The following is an 18390-nucleotide window of genomic DNA, read 5'->3' on the forward strand; positions in this document are numbered from 1 at the left end:
CGCCGCCGGATACCTTGCCTCATCAGACCGAACAGGAGAGGCCGCCATGCTGGCGTTACGTCAGGTACACCATATCGCGATCATTGGCGCGGATTACGCCGCCAGCAAGCGTTTTTACTGCGACATTCTCGGATTCACCCTGCTGAGCGAGGTCTACCGCGAGGAACGCGACTCCTGGAAAGCGGATCTGGCGCTCAACGGGCAATACGCCATCGAGCTGTTTTCTTTCCCTTCGCCGCCGGCTCGCGTCAGCCGCCCGGAGGCCTGCGGCCTGCGCCATTTGGCGTTCAGCGTTGACGACATTGACCAGGCCATCGCCCATCTGCAGGCGGCCGGCGTCGCCTGCGAACCGGTACGCGTCGATCCTTACACCCAATCCCGCTTTACCTTTTTCAGCGATCCCGATGGTTTACCGTTAGAATTATACGAGCGTTAACGGCTTAATCGCCTCCCGGCGGCCACAGCCGGGGGCGGTTATGCTATGATCGCGCCCTTGCCCTACATGCCTACAGAGTTATTTCCGCCATGCAAGAGCCTGCTTTTCGCGTCGGGGAGTGGCTGGTTACCCCTGCCGACAACACCATCAGCCGCGACGGACGCCAAAAAACGCTGGAACCGCGCCTGATCGACATGCTGTGCTATTTCGCCCGCCATCCGGACGTGGTGCTGAGCCGCGACGAACTGATCGACAACGTCTGGAAGCGCAATATCGTCACCAACCACGTGGTGACCCAATGTATTTCGGAGCTGCGCAAATACCTGAAAGACGGCGACAGCGACAGCCCGGAATACATTATCACCGTGCCCAAGCGCGGATATAAGCTGGCGACGTCGGTGATCTGGTGTGAAGAGGGGGAGACGCAACCCGCTCCCGCACCGGCGCCGCAGATTGCGGTGATCATGCATGAACCGGAAGACGGCAGCGAGGAAGACGAGACGCCGTACGTGCCGCCGCGTCGGGCAAGCGCGCCGGTTGCCGCGCCCGGTGAAAAGAAGCCGCGCTTTTATCGCCGCTCGACCTTCTGGGTGTGGCTGGCGTTTCTGGCGGCGCTCAGCGTCTGCGTGGCGTTTGTCGGCATCGCCACGCTGTCGCAGCGCGTGCCGGTATCGACCATGCCGGTGCTGCTCAACCCGCGCGATATAGATATTCGCATCCAGGGCGGCGAGAGCTGCAGCAACTGGATGCCGCAGCTCTCCTATGTGGTGGGCGTCAGCGAGCTGATCACCGATTCGCTGAACACCTACTCGACCTTCCTGGTGCACGACCAGACCAACTACAACTATTCCGGCCCCAGTAACTCGGGCAAGTCGCTGTATATCGAGTTCGTCAATCAGCGCCACTACCGCGCCCAGCAGTGTTTCCTGTCCGTGCGGTTGGTGGATAACGCCGACAGCTCAGTCATGCTGGACAAGCGTTACTTCATTACCGCCGATAACCAGCTGAAGATCCAGACCGACTTCCTCTCCAGCCTGTCCGCAGCGCTGAAGCAGCCCTGGCCGCCACAGTTGGAGCAGCGTCTGGCGCAGCTGCTGCCCGACAACGGGCCGCTGCTGCAGCGCTTCTACCAGGCGCATCAGTTGCTGATCCACGGCGACGCCGATTCGTTGACCCGCGCCAGCGCCCAGCTGAGCGAGTTGATTAAAAGCGCGCCGAACTTCCACTACCTGCTGGCGGAAAAAGCGCTGGTGGACCTGCTGCGCAATTCTTATCAACCGTTCGACAGCCAGGCCTTGGCGCAACTGCGCGCCGATATCAGTCATTTGGCGACCATCCCCGAACTGAAAAACACGCCAATCATGCAGCAAGTTTTGGCGGTAGATGCATTGACGCAGGGGCGCATTGACGAGGCGCACCGGGCGATCGATCTGGGGATTGAATTGCAAATGTCGTGGCTGAATTATGTGCTGCTGGGGAAAGTGTATGAAATGCAGGGGCAGAATCATTTGGCGGCGGATTCTTATATTACCGCATTCAATCTTCGCCCCGGCGAGGACACTTTGCATTGGATCACCAATGGCGTATTCCAGACGTCATTGACCAACGTGGTGCCTTATTTAAATAACTATCAGCGCCAATAATTAACCGCTATCACGCCGCCATTATTCTCCGGGGATCATGGTGGCGTTATTTATTGCTAAAGCCATGTTGCATGAATGTATTATTTTTCTGCGCAATATTGCTCTTTTTTGCCGTTTGTTATGCGTAATTAACCTCGCTATTTTGCTGTTTTTAAATGATGTTTATCTTTTCTTTAGCTTACCTTTTTATCTTGATGTGTTAATGAAAAACCTCAGGTTATCATTTGTATGATCATGAGCGTAATCTCACTTTATCTTTAGGACTTTATTCCCCCCGATGGTTAGCATCCTGACTATCAAGCCGGCTCATTAAAATCCTTTATTTATGGGTGTGGCTTATAAGAAACGTAAATCAGGAGAAACTGACCATGGCTTCACCCAAGAAAATAGGGCTTATTGCCTGCACCGGCGTCGTCGCCGGTAATATGATGGGGAGCGGGATTGCCTTATTGCCCGCCAACCTGGCGAGTCTCGGATCTATCGCCATTTGGGGATGGGTGATCTCGATTATCGGGGCGATGTCGCTGGCCTATGTGTATGCCCGCCTCGCCACCAAAAACCCACAGCAGGGCGGCCCTATCGCTTATGCGGGTGAAATTTCCCCGGCCTTCGGTTTCCAGACTGGCGTGCTTTATTACCATGCCAACTGGATCGGTAACCTGGCCATCGGCATTACCGCCGTTTCTTATCTCTCCACCTTCTTCCCGGCGCTGAATAACCCGGTACCTGCCGGCATCGCCTGTATCGCCATCGTGTGGATCTTCACCTTCGTCAACATGCTGGGCGGAACCTGGGTCAGCCGTTTGACCACCCTGGGCCTGGTGCTGGTGCTGATCCCGGTGATCGTGACTGCCACCCTCGGCTGGCACTGGTTTGACGTCGCCACCTACCAGGCTAACTGGAATACCTCCGGCACCACCGACAGCCATGCGGTGATTAAAAGTATCCTGCTGTGCCTGTGGGCGTTTATCGGCGTGGAATCCGCAGCGGTCAGCACCGGCATGGTGAAAAACCCGAAACGCACCGTGCCGCTGGCGACCATGCTCGGCACCGGCCTGGCGGGCATTATCTACATCGCCGCCACTCAGGTGATCAGCGGTATGTTCCCGGCGTCTGAAATGGCCGCCAGTGGCGCGCCGTTCGCCATCAGCGCCTCGGCGATTATGGGCAACTGGGCTGCACCGATGGTTTCCGCCTTCACTGCCTTCGCCTGCCTGACGTCGCTCGGTTCGTGGATGATGCTGGTCGGCCAGGCCGGGGTACGCGCCGCCAACGACGGCAACTTCCCGAAAGTGTACGGCGAGCTGGATAAAAACGGCATTCCGAAGAAAGGCCTGCTGCTGGCCGGTTGCAAAATGACCGCGCTGATGGTGCTGATCACCCTGATGAGCTCCGCCGGCGGCAAAGCGTCCGACCTGTTCGGCGAGCTGACCGGCATCGCGGTGCTGCTGACCATGCTGCCTTACTTCTACTCCTGCGTAGACCTGATCCGCTTCGAAGGGGTCAACGTGCGCAACCTGCTGAGCCTGATCGCTTCGGTGTGCGGCTGCGGCTTCTGCTTCATCGCGCTGATGGGCGCCAACTCATTCGAACTGTCCGGCACCTTTATCATCAGCCTGATTATCCTGATGTTCTACGCCCGGAAAATGAATACCCGCCAGGCTGCCAACGCCGCGGCGGTCGATGAAAACACCACGGCCAAAGCGCACTGATTCGCGTCCGCTGACCGACTGAATTTACCCAGCCCCTTTCTTTCCGACCTGTCAGCCGCGACGGGAAGGGGCTTGCTTTGCCAGGAGAAATGCATATGAACGTTATCGCCATCATGAATCACATGGGTGTCTACTTCAAAGAAGAGCCTATCCGTGAACTGCATCAGGCGCTGGAAAGTCTGGATTTCCGCATCGTTTACCCTAACGATCGCGAAGACCTGCTGAAATTGATCGAGAACAACGCCCGCTTGTGCGGGGTGATCTTCGACTGGGACAAATACAACCTGGAGCTGTGCGAAGAGATCAGCCAACTGAACGAGTACATGCCGCTGTACGCGTTCGCCAACACCTATTCGACGCTGGACGTCAGCCTGAACGATCTGCGCATGCAGGTGCGCTTCTTCGAATATGCGCTCGGCGCGGCAACCGACATCGCCGCCAAGATCAAACAGAATACCGACGAGTATATCGACACCATCCTGCCGCCGTTGACCAAGGCGCTGTTCAAATACGTGCGCGAAGGCAAATACACCTTCTGTACGCCGGGCCACATGGGCGGCACCGCGTTCCAGAAAAGCCCGGTGGGCAGCCTGTTCTACGATTTCTTCGGCCCGAACACCATGAAGTCGGATATCTCGATTTCGGTGTCCGAACTGGGATCGTTGCTGGATCACTCCGGCCCGCACAAAGAGGCGGAAGAGTACATTTCCCGCGTGTTCAACGCCGAACGCAGCTACATGGTCACCAACGGCACCTCCACCGCCAACAAGATCGTCGGCATGTATTCGGCGCCGGCGGGCAGCACGGTGCTGATTGACCGTAACTGCCACAAGTCGCTGACTCACCTGATGATGATGAGTGACATCACGCCGATCTACTTCCGCCCGACCCGCAACGCCTACGGCATCCTCGGCGGCATTCCGCAGAGCGAGTTCCAGCGCGCCACCATCGCCAAACGCGTGAAGGAGACCCCGAACGCCACCTGGCCGGTGCATGCGGTGATCACCAACTCCACCTATGACGGCCTGCTGTACAACACCGACTTTATCAAGAACACCCTGGACGTGAAGTCTATCCACTTCGATTCCGCCTGGGTGCCTTACACCAACTTCCACCCGATCTATAAAGGCAAGTGCGGCATGAGCGGCGGCCGCGTGGAGGGCAAGGTGATCTATGAAACCCAGTCCACCCACAAGCTGCTGGCGGCCTTCTCGCAGGCTTCGATGATTCACGTGAAGGGCGACATCAACGAAGAAACCTTCAACGAAGCCTACATGATGCACACCACCACCTCGCCGCACTACGGCATCGTGGCGTCGACCGAAACCGCCGCGGCGATGATGAAAGGCAACGCCGGCAAGCGCCTGATCAACGGCTCCATCGAACGCGCGATCAAGTTCCGCAAAGAGATCAAACGCCTGAAAGTCGAGTCCGACGGCTGGTTCTTCGACGTCTGGCAGCCGGAGCATATCGATGAGCCGGAATGCTGGCCGCTGCGCTCCGACAGCGCCTGGCACGGTTTCAAGAACATCGACAATGAACACATGTACCTCGACCCGATCAAGGTCACCATTCTGACGCCGGGGATGAGCAAGGAAGGCGAGATGCAGCCGTTCGGCATCCCGGCCAGCATCGTGGCGAAATACCTCGACGAACGCGGCATCATCGTCGAGAAAACCGGGCCGTACAACCTGCTGTTCCTGTTCAGCATCGGCATCGACAAAACCAAGGCGCTCAGCCTGCTGCGCGCGATGACCGACTTCAAACGCTCGTTCGATCTGAACCTGCGGGTGAAAAACATGCTGCCTTCGCTGTATCACGAAGCGCCTGATTTCTATGAAAACATGCGCATTCAGGATCTGGCGCAGAACATTCACCGCCTGGTGGAGCAGCACAACCTGCCGGACCTGATGTACCGCGCGTTTGAAGTGCTGCCAACCATGGTGATGAACCCGTACCAGGCGTTCCAGAAAGAGCTGCACGGCGAAGTGGAAGAGGTTTATCTGGAAGAGATGGTCGGCAAGGTCAACGCCAATATGATCCTCCCATACCCACCGGGCGTGCCGCTGGTGATGCCGGGCGAAATGCTGACCGAGGAGAGCCGGCCGGTGCTGGAGTTCCTGCAGATGCTGTGCGAAATCGGCGCGCATTATCCGGGCTTTGAAACCGACATTCACGGCGCCTATCGTCAGGCGGACGGACGTTATCGGGTGAAAGTGCTGAAGGCGAAATAACCGCAGCCAATAACAGGGGAGGCGCTCGCGCTTCCCCTTTGCTGTTCACCGACTGATGGGAGACCTCCATGAAAACACCCTCACAGCCGCGCGCAATCTACTATGTCGTAGCCATACAAATTTGGGAATATTTCAGCTTTTACGGCATGCGTGCGTTACTGATTCTCTATCTGACCCACCAACTCGGCTATACCGACAGCCACGCCATCGATCTCTACAGCGCTTACGCTTCGTTAGTTTACGTCACTCCTATTTTGGGCGGCTGGCTCGCCGACCGCCTGCTGGGCAATCGCGTCGCAGTGATCGCCGGCGCGGCGCTGATGACGCTGGGGCATATCGTGCTCGGCCTGAGCGCGGTCTCCGCCCAGTCGCTCTATCTGGCGCTGGCCATCATCATCTGCGGCTACGGCCTGTTCAAATCCAATATCAGCTGCCTGCTGGGCGAACTGTATCCGGCGCACGACTCGCGCCGCGAAGGGGGCTTCTCGCTGCTGTACGCCGCCGGCAACGTCGGTTCCATTTTGGCGCCGATCGCCTGTGGGCTGGCGGCCGAGCGCTATGGCTGGCACGTCGGCTTTGCGTTGGCCGGGATCGGCATGTTCGCCGGCCTGGCGATCTTCCTGCTCGGCGGGCGCCACTTCCGCCATACCCGCGGCGTGAATGCACCGCTGATGCGCGCCAAAAGCCTGGGTTTGCCGCATTGGGGTTGGCTGTTGGCGGCGCTGCTGGCATCGCCGCTGTTCTTCACGCTGCTGTTTGTGCACGACTGGGCCGGCTATTTGCTCGGGCTGGTGTGCGTGGCGGCGGTGGTGCTGGTGGCGCGCATTATGCTGCGTGCGGACGCCGGCCAGCGCCGGGGGCTGTGGCAGATCGTTGTGCTGATGCTGCTGGGCACGCTGTTCTGGGCTTTCGCCCAGCAGGGCGGCAGCTCCATCAGCCTGTTTATCGATCACTTCGTCGATCGGCGCTGGTTCGGTTGGACGGTGCCGACCGCGCTGTTCCAGTCGATTAACGCCTGTGCGGTAATGCTGGGTGGCGTGGCGCTGGCATGGCTGGCGAGCGGCGACGGTGCGGGCGATCGCACGTTGCGCATCTGGTGTAAGTTCGCCTTCGGTCTGCTGTTGATCGGCGTCGGCTTTACGCTGATGGCGCTCAATACGCGGTTGCACGGGCCGGGATCGATGGGGCTGATGATCGCCGGCCTGGCGGTGATGGGCTTCGCCGAACTGTTTATCGATCCGGTGGCGATGGCGCAGATCACCCGGCTGAATATCCCCGGCGCCACCGGCGTGCTGACCGGCATCTATATGCTGGCGACCGGCTCGATCGCCAACTATCTGGCGGGCATTATCGCCAATCAGACCGCCGAGGATCACATCGAGGGGGCGGCGATGCAGGCGTATGGCCGCATTTTCGCCCAGATTGGCTGGGGAGCGGCCGGATGCGCGCTGGCGGTGATCGCGGTGCTGGGCGGTTGGTGGCTGCTGACGCGGCGCCAGGCACGGACGGTTAATGCTTGATTGATGACGGTAGGCGGGGTTAACGTGCAGCTATGTAGAAGTGACAAAGCCTACCGATGAATACTGATCAATTAACGACGCGGGTGGCAGACCAGTTGGGCGCGCAGCAGCGGCTGCTGGTGGCGTTCAGCGGCGGCCTGGATTCCAGCGTACTGCTGCATGTGCTGGCGGCGTTGCGCCGCCGGCGTCCGGGAATGCAACTGCGCGCGCTGCATGTGCATCACGGCCTGAGCGCCTTCGCCGACCGCTGGGTTGAGCATTGCCGCAGCCGCTGCGCCGACTGGCAGATCCCGCTGACGGTGACGTACGTGCAGGTGGACGCCCGCCAGGGCGGCATCGAAGCGGCGGCGCGTGCGGCGCGCTATGCCGCCTTCAGCGCCGCGCTAACGGAGGGCGAAGCGCTGCTCACCGCCCAACACCTCGACGATCAAAGCGAAACCTTCCTGCTGGCGCTCAAGCGCGGCAGCGGGCCGGCGGGGCTGTCGGCGATGGCGGCGCGCGCGGCGTTGGGCGAGCACCTGCTGTTGCGGCCGCTGTTGGGTTGCTCACGACAGACATTGGAAAACTACGCGCAACGCCACGCCCTAACCTGGATAGATGACGACAGCAATCAGGATACGCGCTTCGATCGCAATTTCCTGCGCTTGCAGGTGTTGCCGCAGCTCAACCAGCGCTGGCCGCACTTCGCCTCGGCGGTGGCGCGCAGCGCCGGCCTGTGCGCCGAGCAGGAGCAGCTGCTGGACGAACTGCTGGCGGAACCGCTGCAAAGCCTGTTGGCGGCGGATAGCTCATTGGCGATCGACGGCCTGACGGACTGTTCGCCGGTGCGGCGCTTCGCCTTGCTGCGGCGCTGGATCGCGTTGTTTAACGTCACCATGCCGGCGCGTGAGCAGCTTCAGCGCCTGTGGGAGGAGGTGGCGCTCAGCCGGGAGGATGCCGAACCGCAGCTGCAGCTCGGCGCCTATCAGATTCGCCGTTTCCGCGGCCGGTTGCACCTGTTGCCGCCGCTGGCGGCGCTGCGCGATGTGCATCTGCCCTGGCAGCCTGACGAGCCGCTGGCGCTGCCGGACGGGCTGGGGCGGCTTGTCGCCGGTGAGGGCGAGCTGGCGCTGCGCGCGCCGCAGCCGTCGCAGCGGATCAGCATTCGTTTCGGCGGCGTGCAGGGCGCGGTGCGCATCGTGGGGCGCGCCCATTCGCGGCCGATAAAAAAATTGTGGCAGGAGCTGGGGATCCCGCCCTGGCAGCGTGAACGCATCCCGTTGATTTATTATGATGAGCAGCTGATCGCCGCGCTGGGCGTATTCGTCTGTGAGGCGGGGCAGGTGCCGGAAGGCGAACGTCCGTGGCGGCTGCACTGGGAAAAAAATCATAATCACGAGGAGCAATGATGAAGTTTGTGGGGATCACGCTGTTGGCCGCCGGTCTGTTCAGCCTGCCGGCGTTGGCGGCGGGGGATGCGGCGGCCGGCCAGGCGAAAGCCGCCGCCTGTGCGGCGTGCCACGGCGCGCAGGGCAAGGTGACGGTGCAGATGTACCCGAATCTGGCCGGGCAGAATGCCATGTACCTGCAGCACGCGCTGCAGGCGTACAAGAAAGGGGAGCGCAACGGCGGCCAGGCCGAGGTGATGAAGGCCTACGTGTCGGGGCTGTCGGATGACGATATCGCCGATCTGGCGGCCTTTTACGCCAGCCTGAAGCCGTAAATGACGAGGGCAGCCGTTGGGCTGCCCTGTTGGGATGGGGTTACCGTTGCTCAGTCCGACAGACTGACGACCACGGTACCGATTTCCGGATGACTGAAACTGCTGATATGGTCCAGACGCAGGTCGCGCTGTTGGCCATTCTGTTCGATGGTCAGATACTCAACGCGTTTCTTTTGCAGCAGGTCGATCGCCTTGGCCTCGATCACTTCTCCGTCGCGTAACTCCAGCTTCAGAATAAGTTTATGCTGACAGGCGAGTTCCAGGTTGTCGTAGTCATCGCAATTGATGGGTTGGTACTCATCATTCATCAACATAGTCGCTCACCAATAAGTTAGCGGCGGCAAAGGCCGCCTGTTCCCTAACGGAGGACGGTAGCGCATCGTTCGCTGCGACATCGTCCAATGCCTTTAACGCACAAGCCAGCGCATCGGGCACGTAGCCAAGATCTCCACTGCCAATCTCGGCGTAAGTACGGCGTACTAACTCACAGTATTGTTGCACAGTTTCCTCCCTTAAGAACCTCTGCATCATCAAGACTACTATCGCGATGAGGCGCAGGCTCTTGGAGTTTTATCCTATCCCAGACGACTATAGCACAGCTGTTATGGAGTTATCAGCACCCCGGCACGCCTTTCGCACTGCCGCGGCCGGGCCGCGCTGGCGGCGTTCGGCCCTGATCAAGTACACTGTCGCCGGATAATAACGAGGTCACCCATGGCGCTGAAAGCAACCATTTATAAAGCCGCGGTCAATATCGCTGATATGGATCGTCACTTCTACCACGACGCCACGCTGACGCTGGCGCAACACCCGTCCGAAAACGAGCAGCGCATGATGCTGCGCCTGTTGGCCTGGATCTGCCATGCCGACGAGCGGCTGGTGTTCACCAAAGGGCTGAGCGCCGACGACGAGCCGGAGATCTGGCAGCGCAACGACCACAATGGGCTGGAAATGTGGATCGAGATGGGGTTGCCCGACGAAAAACGTATCCGCAAGGCCTGCAACCAGTCGCCGCGCGTGGTGCTGTACGCTTACGGCGAGCGCGCCGCACACGTGTGGTGGCAGGGAATGCAGGGCAAGGTGGCCGGCTACAAGAACCTGAGCGTGCGTTTCCTCGACGACGAACAGCTGGCGCGCCTGACTGCGCTGGCCAGCCGCACCATGACGCTGCAGGCGACGTTGCAGGAGGGAACTATTTGGCTGTCCGATGCTCAGAATAGTCTGGAAATCCAGTTCGCCGAGTGGCAGCTGGCGCAGGTGTAACCGGTGCTGGAACTGTCAAGAAACGTCGCCATACCGGATAATGAGCTGGAATTGACGGCGATCCGCGCGCAGGGCGCGGGCGGCCAGCACGTGAACAAAACCTCAACGGCGATCCATTTGCGCTTTGACATCCGGGCATCCAGCCTGCCAGAGTATTATAAGGATAGGCTGCTGGCGCTGAATCATCATCTCATTACCGCCGATGGCGTGGTGATTATCAAGGCGCAAGAGTATCGCAGCCAGGAATTGAATCGCGAAGCGGCGTTGGCCAGGCTGGCCGCGCTGATTCGGCAGGCGATGGTGGTGGAAAAAACGCGCAAGGCGACCAAGCCCACAAAAGGGGCCAAACTGCGTCGCCTGGAAGGCAAGGCGCGTAAAGGCGCCACCAAGGCGCTGCGTGGCAAGGTTCGCACTTAGGAATACATGAACACAGTAGGAGAATAACTGTGAAAAAAATTACGGTAGCCCTGTTCCTCGCGGCAGGCGCACTCTCGTTGTTGGGATGCAACAATCATTATCAACCGAAGGAACAACCGCTGCAGCCAATGCCGCAGAGCTATCAAGGGGTGTTGCCTTGCGCCGATTGCGGCGGTCTGGATACGGCGCTGTTCCTGGATGAGGACGGCACCTTCGTGCTGCAGGAAACCTATCGCGGCACCAAAGACGGCGATCAGACCTTTGCCGACTACGGCAAATGGGCGCGCACCGCGGATAAGCTGGTGCTGACCGACAGCAACAGCGAAAAACGCTATTTCCGCCCGGTGGGCAAGAGCCTGGAAATGCTGGATCGCAGCGGCGTGCCGATCGAGTCCAAGCTGAATTACCGTCTGGATCCGGTTGAGAAGCCGTTGCCTAAAACGCCGATGACGCTGAAAGGCAGCTACACCTATATGGCGGACGCGGCGGTCTTCAAGGACTGCGCTACCGGCAAAACCTTCCCGGTGGACAACAACATCGCGCTGGAGCAAGGTTACGCCAAAGCATACAAGACCGCCGGCGAGCCGGTATTCCTGACGTTCAGCGCGCACTTCAGCGTGCAGCCGTCGATGGAGGAAGGTCTGACCGAGAAGGCGCTGGTGCCGGACGGCAAAATCGTGTTTGACCGCAGCAAAAACTGCAGCAGCAAATAAGCGATTTCGGATATAAAAAAACCCGCCTAGGCGGGTTTTTTACTTTCTGGCATTCGATGCTTAGCGTTTGATCTGGCCCAGCAGGAAATCAACGATTTCGCCGGTTTTGATCATTTGCTTCTCGCCGACGCGGCGGTTCTTGTACTCGATCTCTTCGTTGTCGAGATTGCGGTCGCCGATAACGATAGAGTGCGGCACGCCGATCAGCTCCATATCCGCGAACATCACGCCCGGGCGCTCTTTGCGGTCATCGAGGATCACGTCGATGCCGTGGGAGCGCAGGGTGTTGTACAGCTCTTCGGCCAGCGCCTGCACGCGGAACGACTTGTGCATGTTCATCGGCAGGATAGCGACCTGGAACGGCGCGATGGCGTCCGGCCAGATGATGCCGCGTTCGTCGTGGTTCTGCTCAATGGCGGCGGCCACGACGCGCGTAACCCCGATGCCGTAGCAACCCATGGTCAGCACCTGGTTGCGGCCGTCTTCGCCCTGCACGGTCGCTTTCATCGCTTCCGAGTACTTGGTGCCGAGCTGGAAGATATGGCCCACTTCGATGCCGCGTTTGATCAGCAGCGTGCCCTGACCGTCCGGGCTGGCGTCGCCGTCCACCACGTTACGGATATCGGCCACCTGCGGCAGCGGCAGATCGCGCTCCCAGTTGATGCCGAAGTAGTGTTTGCCGTCGACGTTGGCGCCGGCGCCAAAGTCGCTCATCGCCGCCACGCTGCGGTCGGCAACCACCGGCATCGGCAGGTTGACCGGGCCGAGTGAACCCGGGCCGGCGCCGACGATGGCGCGAATTTCTTCTTCAGTGGCGAAGGTCAGCGGCGTGGCAACCTGCGCCAGCTTCTCGGCCTTGACTTCGTTCAGCTCGTGATCGCCGCGCACCAGCAGGGCAACCAGCTTGTGGCCGCTCTCTTCGGTGGCGCGCACCATCAGCGTCTTCACGGTTTTTTCCACCGGCAACTGGAACTGATCGACCAGCTCAACGATGGTTTTGGCGTTCGGCGTATCCACCAGACGCAATTCTTCGCCGGCCGCCGCGCGAGGCGCCGCCGGCGCGACCGCTTCCGCCAGCTCGATGTTGGCGGCGAAGTCGGAACCGGTGGAGAACACGATATCGTCTTCACCGCTGTCTGCCAGCACCTGGAATTCGTGCGAGGCGCTGCCGCCGATCGAGCCGGTATCGGCCTGCACCGGGCGGAAATCCAGACCCATGCGGCTGAAGATTTTGCTGTACGCTTCGTACATCGCGTCGTAAGTCTCTTGCAGAGACTCCTGCGAGGTATGGAAGGAGTAGGCATCCTTCATCAGGAACTCACGGGAACGCATTACGCCGAAACGCGGGCGCACTTCATCACGGAACTTGGTCTGGATCTGGAAGAAGTTCAGCGGCAGCTGTTTGTACGAGCTGATCTCGTTGCGGATCAGATCGGTGATCACTTCTTCATGCGTCGGGCCCAGCACGAACGGACGATCGCCGCGATCGACAAAGCGCAGCAGCTCGGGGCCGTATTGCTCCCAACGGCCGCTTTCCTGCCACAGATCGGCAGGCTGAACCACCGGCATGGACACTTCGATCGCGTTAGCATTGTTCATTTCTTCGCGAACGATGTTTTCAACCTTTTTCAGAACGCGCAGGCCGGTCGGCAGCCAGGTGTAAAGACCGGAGGCCAGCTTGCGGATCATCCCGGCGCGCAGCATCAGCTGGTGGCTGATCACTTCGGCGTCGGCAGGTGTCTCCTTCAATGTGGAGAGCAGATATTGGCTAGTACGCATGGTGTTTTGGTTCCGTTAGAACTGCAAATTGCATCGGGCTGCCAGAGTGGCGGCCAAAAGTGACAAAAGTGGTTTAGTTTACCAGCGCGAGCGGGTCGCCAAAAGAGAGGCGGCGGAATTTTAACGCGGGTCGAGCGCCAACACTTCGGTATGACCGTCCACGACGCGCCAGCGCACGTTGAAATCCAGCAGCCAGACGGCGTAATCCCGTTCGACGTCCTCTCCTTTACGATAGGCGGGACGGGGATCTTGCGCCAGCACCTGGCTGATAAAACGCCTTAATTGCGGATAACGCGCCTGATGTTGCTGCAGCTGCTGCTCGGCCTGAGGCGCGAAACGCACCGGCATATCGCCGGCGGGCGCGGCCTGGGCAAAACCGGCGCGGGCCTGCGGTTGGCTCTCGGCGAACGGCAGATACGGCTTGATGTCCACCACCGGGGTGCCGTCGACCAGATCGAGGCTGCCCAGCTCCAGCGCCACTTCGCCGTTTTTCACCCGCACGCCTTTTAGCTCAATGAGGGACATGCCGAGCGGGTTGGGGCGGAAAGTGGAGCGGGTGGCGAATACGCCCATGCGGGCATTGCCGCCTAAACGCGGCGGGCGCACCGTCGGCCGCCAGCCGCCTTCCAGGGTTTGATGGAAAATGAACATCACCCACAGATGGCTGAAATCGCTGAGGCCGCGTACCGCCTCCGCCTGGTTGTAAGGTGGCAGCAGCAGCAGTTCGCCGCCACCGTCTTCGACCAGCCCCGGCTGGCGGGGAACGGCGAATTTTTCTTTATATGGCGAGCGGATCACGCCGATCTGCTCGAAAACGAATTCGGTCATTTGGACGAGACGTTAAGCGCCGAGCCCTGGCAGACGGCCTGCTGGTAACAACCGGCGACACCGCTGACAATCTGGCAGTCGTGCAGCAGCACGGCGTTGGCCTTCATGTAAGACGCGCGGATCTGCATGCGTTTACGGGCGGTAGCCAGATTCGGTGGGGAGTCTTGTACGGTGGTTTGGCACGATTCGCCGGACACTTCACCCAGATCGCGGAATGGCTTGCCCACGAGCTCTTCTGCACTTTTGTACAGTTTTACCGGAGCGGGGCGGGCGGCCGGCGTGGTCTTGGCCGGAGCGGTAGTGGTTGGCTTGCTGGTGCTGTTTGTTGAGGACGGCGCGATACGTTGCGATGAACATCCGGCCAGCGCGAGCGCTAACAAACAGAGAGGTAAAACACGCATTGAGATTCCTCTGCCTTAATGAAAGTGGCGCTATTGAAGCAATCTATGGCGGAAATAACAAGACGGGCCTTGGCCCGTCTTGCAATTATAGGAATAAAATTGGCGAATAAGCGCTTACCAGCCTTTCACCGCACCGCCGTTGAAGATTTTGTTGGCGGCGGCGTCCACTTCGTCAGACTGATAGGCCTGCACGAATTTCTTCACGTTTTCCGCATCTTTGTTATCTTCGCGCGCAACCAGCAGGTTGACGTAAGGCGAGTCTTTATCTTCCACGAACAGGCCGTCTTTCGCCGGCGTCAGACCGATCTGGCTGGCGTAGGTGGTGTTGATCACCGCCAGCGCGATCTGCTGATCGTCCAGAGAACGCGGCAGCTGAGGCGCTTCCAGCTCAACCAGCTTCAGGTTTTTCGGGTTCTCGGTCACGTCCAGCACGGTCGGCAGCAGGCCAACGCCGTCTTTCAGTTTGATCAGGCCGACTTTCTGCAGCAGCAGCAGCGAACGGCCCAGGTTGGTCGGATCGTTAGGCAGTGCGATCTGAGAACCCTCTTTCAGCTCGTCCAGCGATTTGATTTTCTTGGAGTAACCGGCGATCGGGTAAACAAAGGTGTTGCCGACCGGCACCAGCTTGTAGCCGCGATCTTTGATCTGCTGGTCCAGGTATGGCTTGTGCTGGAAGGCGTTCAGGTCGATATCGCCTTTGCTCAGCGCTTCGTTAGGCAGCACGTAGTCGTTGAAAGTGACCAGCTCAACGTCCAGACCGTATTTCTCTTTCGCCACTTTCTGAGCCACTTCGGCCACTTGCTGCTCAGCGCCGACGATCACGCCGACCTTGATGTGGTTCGGATTCTTTTCATCCTGGCCGCAGCCCGCCAGAGCCAGAGAGCCGATCAGTGCGCCAATTGCCGCGATGGATTTAAATTTTAACGACATATCCCTTCCTCATTAGACTCGCATTAACATGCTGTGAAACTATTTATGGGTAACGGCTTTGACGATGCGATCGCCGCAGAATTGGATCAGATAAACCAAAACTACCAGTAATACTAATACGGTATTCATCACTGTGGCGTTATAACCGATATAACCGTATTGGTAACCGATTTGGCCCAGACCGCCGGCGCCGACTGCGCCGCCCATGGCGGAGTAGCCCACCAGGGTGATCAGCGTGATGGTCGCGGCGTTGACCAGGCCCGGCAGGGCTTCCGGCAGCAACACTTTCTTGATGATCTGCATCGGCGTGGCGCCCATGGCGCGCGCCGCTTCCACCAGACCGGACGGGATCTCCAGCAGGGCGTTTTCCACCATGCGCGCGATGAACGGCGCGGCGCCCACGGTCAACGGCACGATGGCCGCCTGCAGACCGATAGAGGTGCCGACGATCATGCGGGTAAATGGAATCATCCAAACCAGCAGGATAATGAACGGGATAGAACGGAAGATGTTCACCAGCCCGGACAGGATTTTATACAGCGAGTTGTTGGCGATGATCTGCCCCGGGCGGGTGACATACAACAGCACACCGACCGGCAGGCCGAGCACGAAACCGAAGAAGCCGGAGACAAAGGTCATCATGACGGTTTCCCACACGCCACGCGCCATCAACCACATCATTGCCTCAGACATAACCCAGAACCTCTACTTTTACCTGATTTTCCTGCAGGAACTTAATCGTCGCCAGCGCGTCTTCGTCGCTGCCGTGCAGCTCCGCCAGCATCACGCCGAATTTCACGCCGCCGGCATAATCCATCTGGGCGCTGATAATGTTGTTGTTCACGTTGAAGCGGCGAGCGGCTTCAGACAGCAGCGGCGCATCGACCGACTGGCCGGTGAACTCCAGGCGCAGCAGCGGTTGGCGGTCGCCCTGACGCTCCGGCGACAGGCGCGCGGCGTAGTCGTCCGGGATATCCAGATGGAGCGTGGACTGAATGAACTGCTGGGCCAGCGGGGTTTTCGGGTGCGAGAATACTTCGCTGACGCTGTCTTTTTCGATCAGTTGCCCCTGGCTGATGACCGCGACCTGGTCGCAGATGCGTTTCACCACGTCCATTTCATGGGTGATCAGCAGAATGGTCAGGCCCAGCCGGCGGTTGATGTCTTTCAGCAGTTCCAGGATGGAACGGGTGGTGGCCGGATCCAACGCGCTGGTGGCTTCATCGCACAGCAGCACTTTAGGATTGCTGGCCAGCGCGCGGGCGATCGCCACGCGCTGTTTCTGGCCGCCGGACAGATTGGCCGGGTAGGCGTCGTGCTTGTCCGCCAGGCCGACCAGCTCCAGCAGTTCGGTCACGCGCTTTTTGATCTCGGCGCGCGGCGTATTGTCCAGCTCCAGCGGCAGCGCCACGTTGCCGAACACCGTGCGGGAAGAGAGCAGGTTGAAGTGCTGGAAGATCATGCCGATTTGGCGACGGGCGCGCGTCAGTTCGCTTTCCGACAGCGAGGTCAGATCCTGACCATCGACCAGCACCTGGCCGGACGTTGGGCGCTCCAGCATGTTGGCGCAGCGAATCAGCGTGCTTTTACCGGCGCCGGAGGAACCGATGACGCCATAGATTTGCCCGGCAGGGACGTGAAGGGTCACGTCAGAGAGCGCGGTAATGGTGCGCGAACCCTGCTGGAACACTTTAGTGATGTTAGAAAGTTTAATCATATTCTTCTTATTTTAGCGTGGTTGCCCGTGGCTAGATAAAAGTAAACCTCGGCGTGGAACCAAGGTATGGATCAGATGTTAAGGCGTCTAGACGTCCAAGTCAACGGCCTGCGACGTTCTCCGGCGTTCTCAGTGCGGGGTAAAACATGCGATACTGTCAGCGTATACAGGCCCTCAGGAGCAAAGCGGTGACACAAAGCGTTCCAGCAATTTTTCTCGATCGTGACGGTACGATTAACGTTGACCATGGCTATGTCCATGAAATCGACAACTTCCACTTTATTGACGGCGTGATTGACGCCTGTCGCGAACTCAAAAAGATGGGCTTCGCGCTGGTAATGGTGACCAACCAGTCCGGCATTGCGCGCGGCAAGTTCAGCGAAGACCAATTCATGTACCTGACCGAGTGGATGGACTGGTCGCTGGCCGATCGCGACGTTGACTTCGACGGCATCTATTTCTGCCCGCACCATCCGGAGGCGGTAGTAGAAGAGTATCGTCAGGTGTGTGACTGCCGTAAACCGCAGCCGGGCATGCTGCTGCAAGCGCAGCAGGAATTGAACATCGATATGGCCGCTTCTTATATGGTGGGCGATAAACCGGAAGATATGCAGGCGGCGATCGCGGCCGGCGTCGGCACCAAGGTGCTGGTGCGTACCGGCAAGCCGGTGACGGAGCAGGGCGAAAAGCTGGCCGATTGGGTGCTAAATAGCCTGGCGGACCTGCCTGAAGCCATCAAAAAGCGGGTTTAATAGGCGTTACGAATGAATAGTGAGCGGTCAGATAAAAAATGCATATTATCGCTTGTCATTCTGAACCGGCTCCCTATAATGCGCCTCCATCGACACGGAACATGTGAACAACTTCACAGAGTATCCGGGGGTCGCAGAGAAAAAATCCTGAAAATTAGGGTTGACTCTGAAAGAGGAAAGCGTAATATACGCCACCTCGAGTTAGCAAGCGAAAGCGCCTAACTCACTGCTCTTTAACAATTTATCAGACAATCTGTGTGGGCACTCCACAAGACGATATCCAGCATCTTCGGATGCAAAAAAATATCAAGTCTTGAAGAGTGACTAACTGAAGTAAAATTCA

General features: G+C 59.1%; 19 protein-coding genes. 11 read left to right on the top strand and 8 right to left on the bottom strand.

The genetic code is table 11. The features are described 5' to 3' along the window. Positions 1-46 precede the first annotated feature (46 nt). From ACJ8HB_RS19020 to ACJ8HB_RS19050, 7 genes are all read left to right on the top strand, one after another. Positions 47-436: a VOC family protein gene (locus ACJ8HB_RS19020; RefSeq protein ID WP_047570735.1), complete on the top strand. Its 390-nt coding sequence runs from the start codon at positions 47-49 to the stop codon at positions 434-436. A gap of 89 nt (positions 437-525) precedes the next feature. Next, complete coding sequence (gene cadC / locus ACJ8HB_RS19025; RefSeq protein ID WP_047570737.1) at positions 526-2079, top strand: lysine decarboxylation/transport transcriptional activator CadC; 1554 nt, start codon at positions 526-528, stop codon at positions 2077-2079. 368 nt (positions 2080-2447) lie between these two features. Further along, a complete protein-coding gene (gene cadB / locus ACJ8HB_RS19030; protein ID WP_041036471.1) occupies positions 2448-3791 on the top strand; it encodes a cadaverine/lysine antiporter in 1344 nt (447 codons plus the stop codon). A 95-nt stretch (positions 3792-3886) separates the two neighbouring features. Beyond that, the gene (cadA, locus tag ACJ8HB_RS19035; protein ID WP_043139919.1) at positions 3887-6025 is read left to right on the top strand and encodes a lysine decarboxylase CadA; all 2139 of its coding nucleotides are present in this window, start codon (positions 3887-3889) and stop codon (positions 6023-6025) included. A gap of 68 nt (positions 6026-6093) precedes the next feature. After that, complete coding sequence (dtpD, locus tag ACJ8HB_RS19040; RefSeq protein ID WP_033655313.1) at positions 6094-7545, top strand: dipeptide permease DtpD; 1452 nt, start codon at positions 6094-6096, stop codon at positions 7543-7545. A 56-nt stretch (positions 7546-7601) separates the two neighbouring features. After that, entirely contained in the window at positions 7602-8933 is a 1332-nt protein-coding gene (gene tilS / locus ACJ8HB_RS19045) for a tRNA lysidine(34) synthetase TilS (RefSeq protein WP_094860063.1), read from the top strand. Continuing rightward, entirely contained in the window at positions 8933-9247 is a 315-nt protein-coding gene (locus ACJ8HB_RS19050) for a c-type cytochrome (RefSeq protein ID WP_094860064.1), read from the top strand. The genes tilS and ACJ8HB_RS19050 overlap by 1 nt, the downstream gene beginning before the upstream one ends. Positions 9248-9297: 50 nt before the next feature. On the opposite strand, the gene rof is transcribed toward ACJ8HB_RS19050, so the two are convergent. Next, positions 9298-9561 carry a Rho-binding antiterminator gene (rof, locus tag ACJ8HB_RS19055; RefSeq protein WP_004931991.1) on the bottom strand — a complete coding sequence of 88 codons (264 nt, stop codon included), beginning with the start codon at positions 9559-9561 and terminating at the stop codon, positions 9298-9300. Then, positions 9548-9748, bottom strand: coding sequence for a YaeP family protein (locus ACJ8HB_RS19060; RefSeq protein ID WP_004931993.1), 201 nt, complete (start codon positions 9746-9748; stop codon positions 9548-9550). Before ACJ8HB_RS19060 ends, rof begins: the two co-directional genes overlap by 14 nt. 213 nt (positions 9749-9961) lie before the next feature. Between ACJ8HB_RS19060 and ACJ8HB_RS19065 the strand changes: the two genes are divergently transcribed. Genes ACJ8HB_RS19065 through nlpE form a run of 3 tightly spaced genes read left to right on the top strand, consistent with a single transcriptional unit; the run spans position 9962 to position 11640 of the window. Further along, complete coding sequence (locus ACJ8HB_RS19065; RefSeq protein WP_033635720.1) at positions 9962-10510, top strand: YaeQ family protein; 549 nt, start codon at positions 9962-9964, stop codon at positions 10508-10510. A gap of 3 nt (positions 10511-10513) precedes the next feature. Then, entirely contained in the window at positions 10514-10927 is a 414-nt protein-coding gene (gene arfB / locus ACJ8HB_RS19070; RefSeq protein ID WP_047570746.1) for an alternative ribosome rescue aminoacyl-tRNA hydrolase ArfB, read from the top strand. A 29-nt stretch (positions 10928-10956) separates the two neighbouring features. Then, the gene (nlpE, locus tag ACJ8HB_RS19075; protein ID WP_047570748.1) at positions 10957-11640 is read left to right on the top strand and encodes an envelope stress response activation lipoprotein NlpE; all 684 of its coding nucleotides are present in this window, start codon (positions 10957-10959) and stop codon (positions 11638-11640) included. 60 nt (positions 11641-11700) lie between these two features. On the opposite strand, the gene proS is transcribed toward nlpE, so the two are convergent. From proS to metN, 6 genes are all read right to left on the bottom strand, one after another. Then, positions 11701-13419, bottom strand: coding sequence for a proline--tRNA ligase (gene proS / locus ACJ8HB_RS19080; protein ID WP_033655309.1), 1719 nt, complete (start codon positions 13417-13419; stop codon positions 11701-11703). Between the two features lie 120 nt (positions 13420-13539). After that, positions 13540-14247 carry a tRNA (N6-threonylcarbamoyladenosine(37)-N6)-methyltransferase TrmO gene (gene tsaA, locus ACJ8HB_RS19085; protein WP_039569840.1) on the bottom strand — a complete coding sequence of 236 codons (708 nt, stop codon included), beginning with the start codon at positions 14245-14247 and terminating at the stop codon, positions 13540-13542. Beyond that, the gene (gene rcsF / locus ACJ8HB_RS19090) at positions 14244-14648 is read right to left on the bottom strand and encodes an Rcs stress response system protein RcsF (RefSeq protein ID WP_025304011.1); all 405 of its coding nucleotides are present in this window, start codon (positions 14646-14648) and stop codon (positions 14244-14246) included. Before rcsF ends, tsaA begins: the two co-directional genes overlap by 4 nt. A gap of 114 nt (positions 14649-14762) precedes the next feature. Continuing rightward, the gene (locus ACJ8HB_RS19095) at positions 14763-15578 is read right to left on the bottom strand and encodes a MetQ/NlpA family lipoprotein (RefSeq protein WP_033635716.1); all 816 of its coding nucleotides are present in this window, start codon (positions 15576-15578) and stop codon (positions 14763-14765) included. A 39-nt stretch (positions 15579-15617) separates the two neighbouring features. Beyond that, on the bottom strand, positions 15618-16271 hold the full coding sequence (locus tag ACJ8HB_RS19100) for a methionine ABC transporter permease MetI (protein WP_004932010.1): 654 nt from the start codon (positions 16269-16271) through the stop codon (positions 15618-15620). After that, positions 16264-17295 (bottom strand): methionine ABC transporter ATP-binding protein MetN, encoded by a 1032-nt coding sequence (metN, locus tag ACJ8HB_RS19105; RefSeq protein WP_004932012.1) that lies wholly within the window; start codon positions 17293-17295, stop codon positions 16264-16266. The genes ACJ8HB_RS19100 and metN overlap by 8 nt, the downstream gene beginning before the upstream one ends. Positions 17296-17483: 188 nt before the next feature. Here metN and gmhB point away from each other — a divergent pair, with 188 nt between their 5' ends. Further along, positions 17484-18047 (top strand): D-glycero-beta-D-manno-heptose 1,7-bisphosphate 7-phosphatase, encoded by a 564-nt coding sequence (gene gmhB, locus ACJ8HB_RS19110; RefSeq protein ID WP_033635715.1) that lies wholly within the window; start codon positions 17484-17486, stop codon positions 18045-18047. Positions 18048-18390 lie beyond the last annotated feature (343 nt).

It is taken from the genome of Serratia sp. CY27727 (assembly GCF_052169275.1).
Lineage (GTDB): Bacteria > Pseudomonadota > Gammaproteobacteria > Enterobacterales > Enterobacteriaceae > Serratia > Serratia sarumanii.

Bases quoted from the DNA above. Each gene is read 5' to 3' on its own strand.
- ACJ8HB_RS19020 (WP_047570735.1), top strand. From the start codon at position 47: ATGCTGGCGTTACGTCAGGTACACCATATCGCGATCATTGGCGCGGAT.
- cadC (WP_047570737.1), top strand. From the start codon at position 526: ATGCAAGAGCCTGCTTTTCGCGTCGGGGAGTGGCTGGTTACCCCTGCC.
- cadB (WP_041036471.1), top strand. From the start codon at position 2,448: ATGGCTTCACCCAAGAAAATAGGGCTTATTGCCTGCACCGGCGTCGTC.
- cadA (WP_043139919.1), top strand. From the start codon at position 3,887: ATGAACGTTATCGCCATCATGAATCACATGGGTGTCTACTTCAAAGAA.
- dtpD (WP_033655313.1), top strand. From the start codon at position 6,094: ATGAAAACACCCTCACAGCCGCGCGCAATCTACTATGTCGTAGCCATA.
- tilS (WP_094860063.1), top strand. From the start codon at position 7,602: ATGAATACTGATCAATTAACGACGCGGGTGGCAGACCAGTTGGGCGCG.
- ACJ8HB_RS19050 (WP_094860064.1), top strand. From the start codon at position 8,933: ATGAAGTTTGTGGGGATCACGCTGTTGGCCGCCGGTCTGTTCAGCCTG.
- rof (WP_004931991.1), bottom strand. From the start codon at position 9,561: ATGTTGATGAATGATGAGTACCAACCCATCAATTGCGATGACTACGAC.
- ACJ8HB_RS19065 (WP_033635720.1), top strand. From the start codon at position 9,962: ATGGCGCTGAAAGCAACCATTTATAAAGCCGCGGTCAATATCGCTGAT.
- proS (WP_033655309.1), bottom strand. From the start codon at position 13,419: ATGCGTACTAGCCAATATCTGCTCTCCACATTGAAGGAGACACCTGCC.
- tsaA (WP_039569840.1), bottom strand. From the start codon at position 14,247: ATGACCGAATTCGTTTTCGAGCAGATCGGCGTGATCCGCTCGCCATAT.
- rcsF (WP_025304011.1), bottom strand. From the start codon at position 14,648: ATGCGTGTTTTACCTCTCTGTTTGTTAGCGCTCGCGCTGGCCGGATGT.
- ACJ8HB_RS19095 (WP_033635716.1), bottom strand. From the start codon at position 15,578: ATGTCGTTAAAATTTAAATCCATCGCGGCAATTGGCGCACTGATCGGC.
- ACJ8HB_RS19100 (WP_004932010.1), bottom strand. From the start codon at position 16,271: ATGTCTGAGGCAATGATGTGGTTGATGGCGCGTGGCGTGTGGGAAACC.
- metN (WP_004932012.1), bottom strand. From the start codon at position 17,295: ATGATTAAACTTTCTAACATCACTAAAGTGTTCCAGCAGGGTTCGCGC.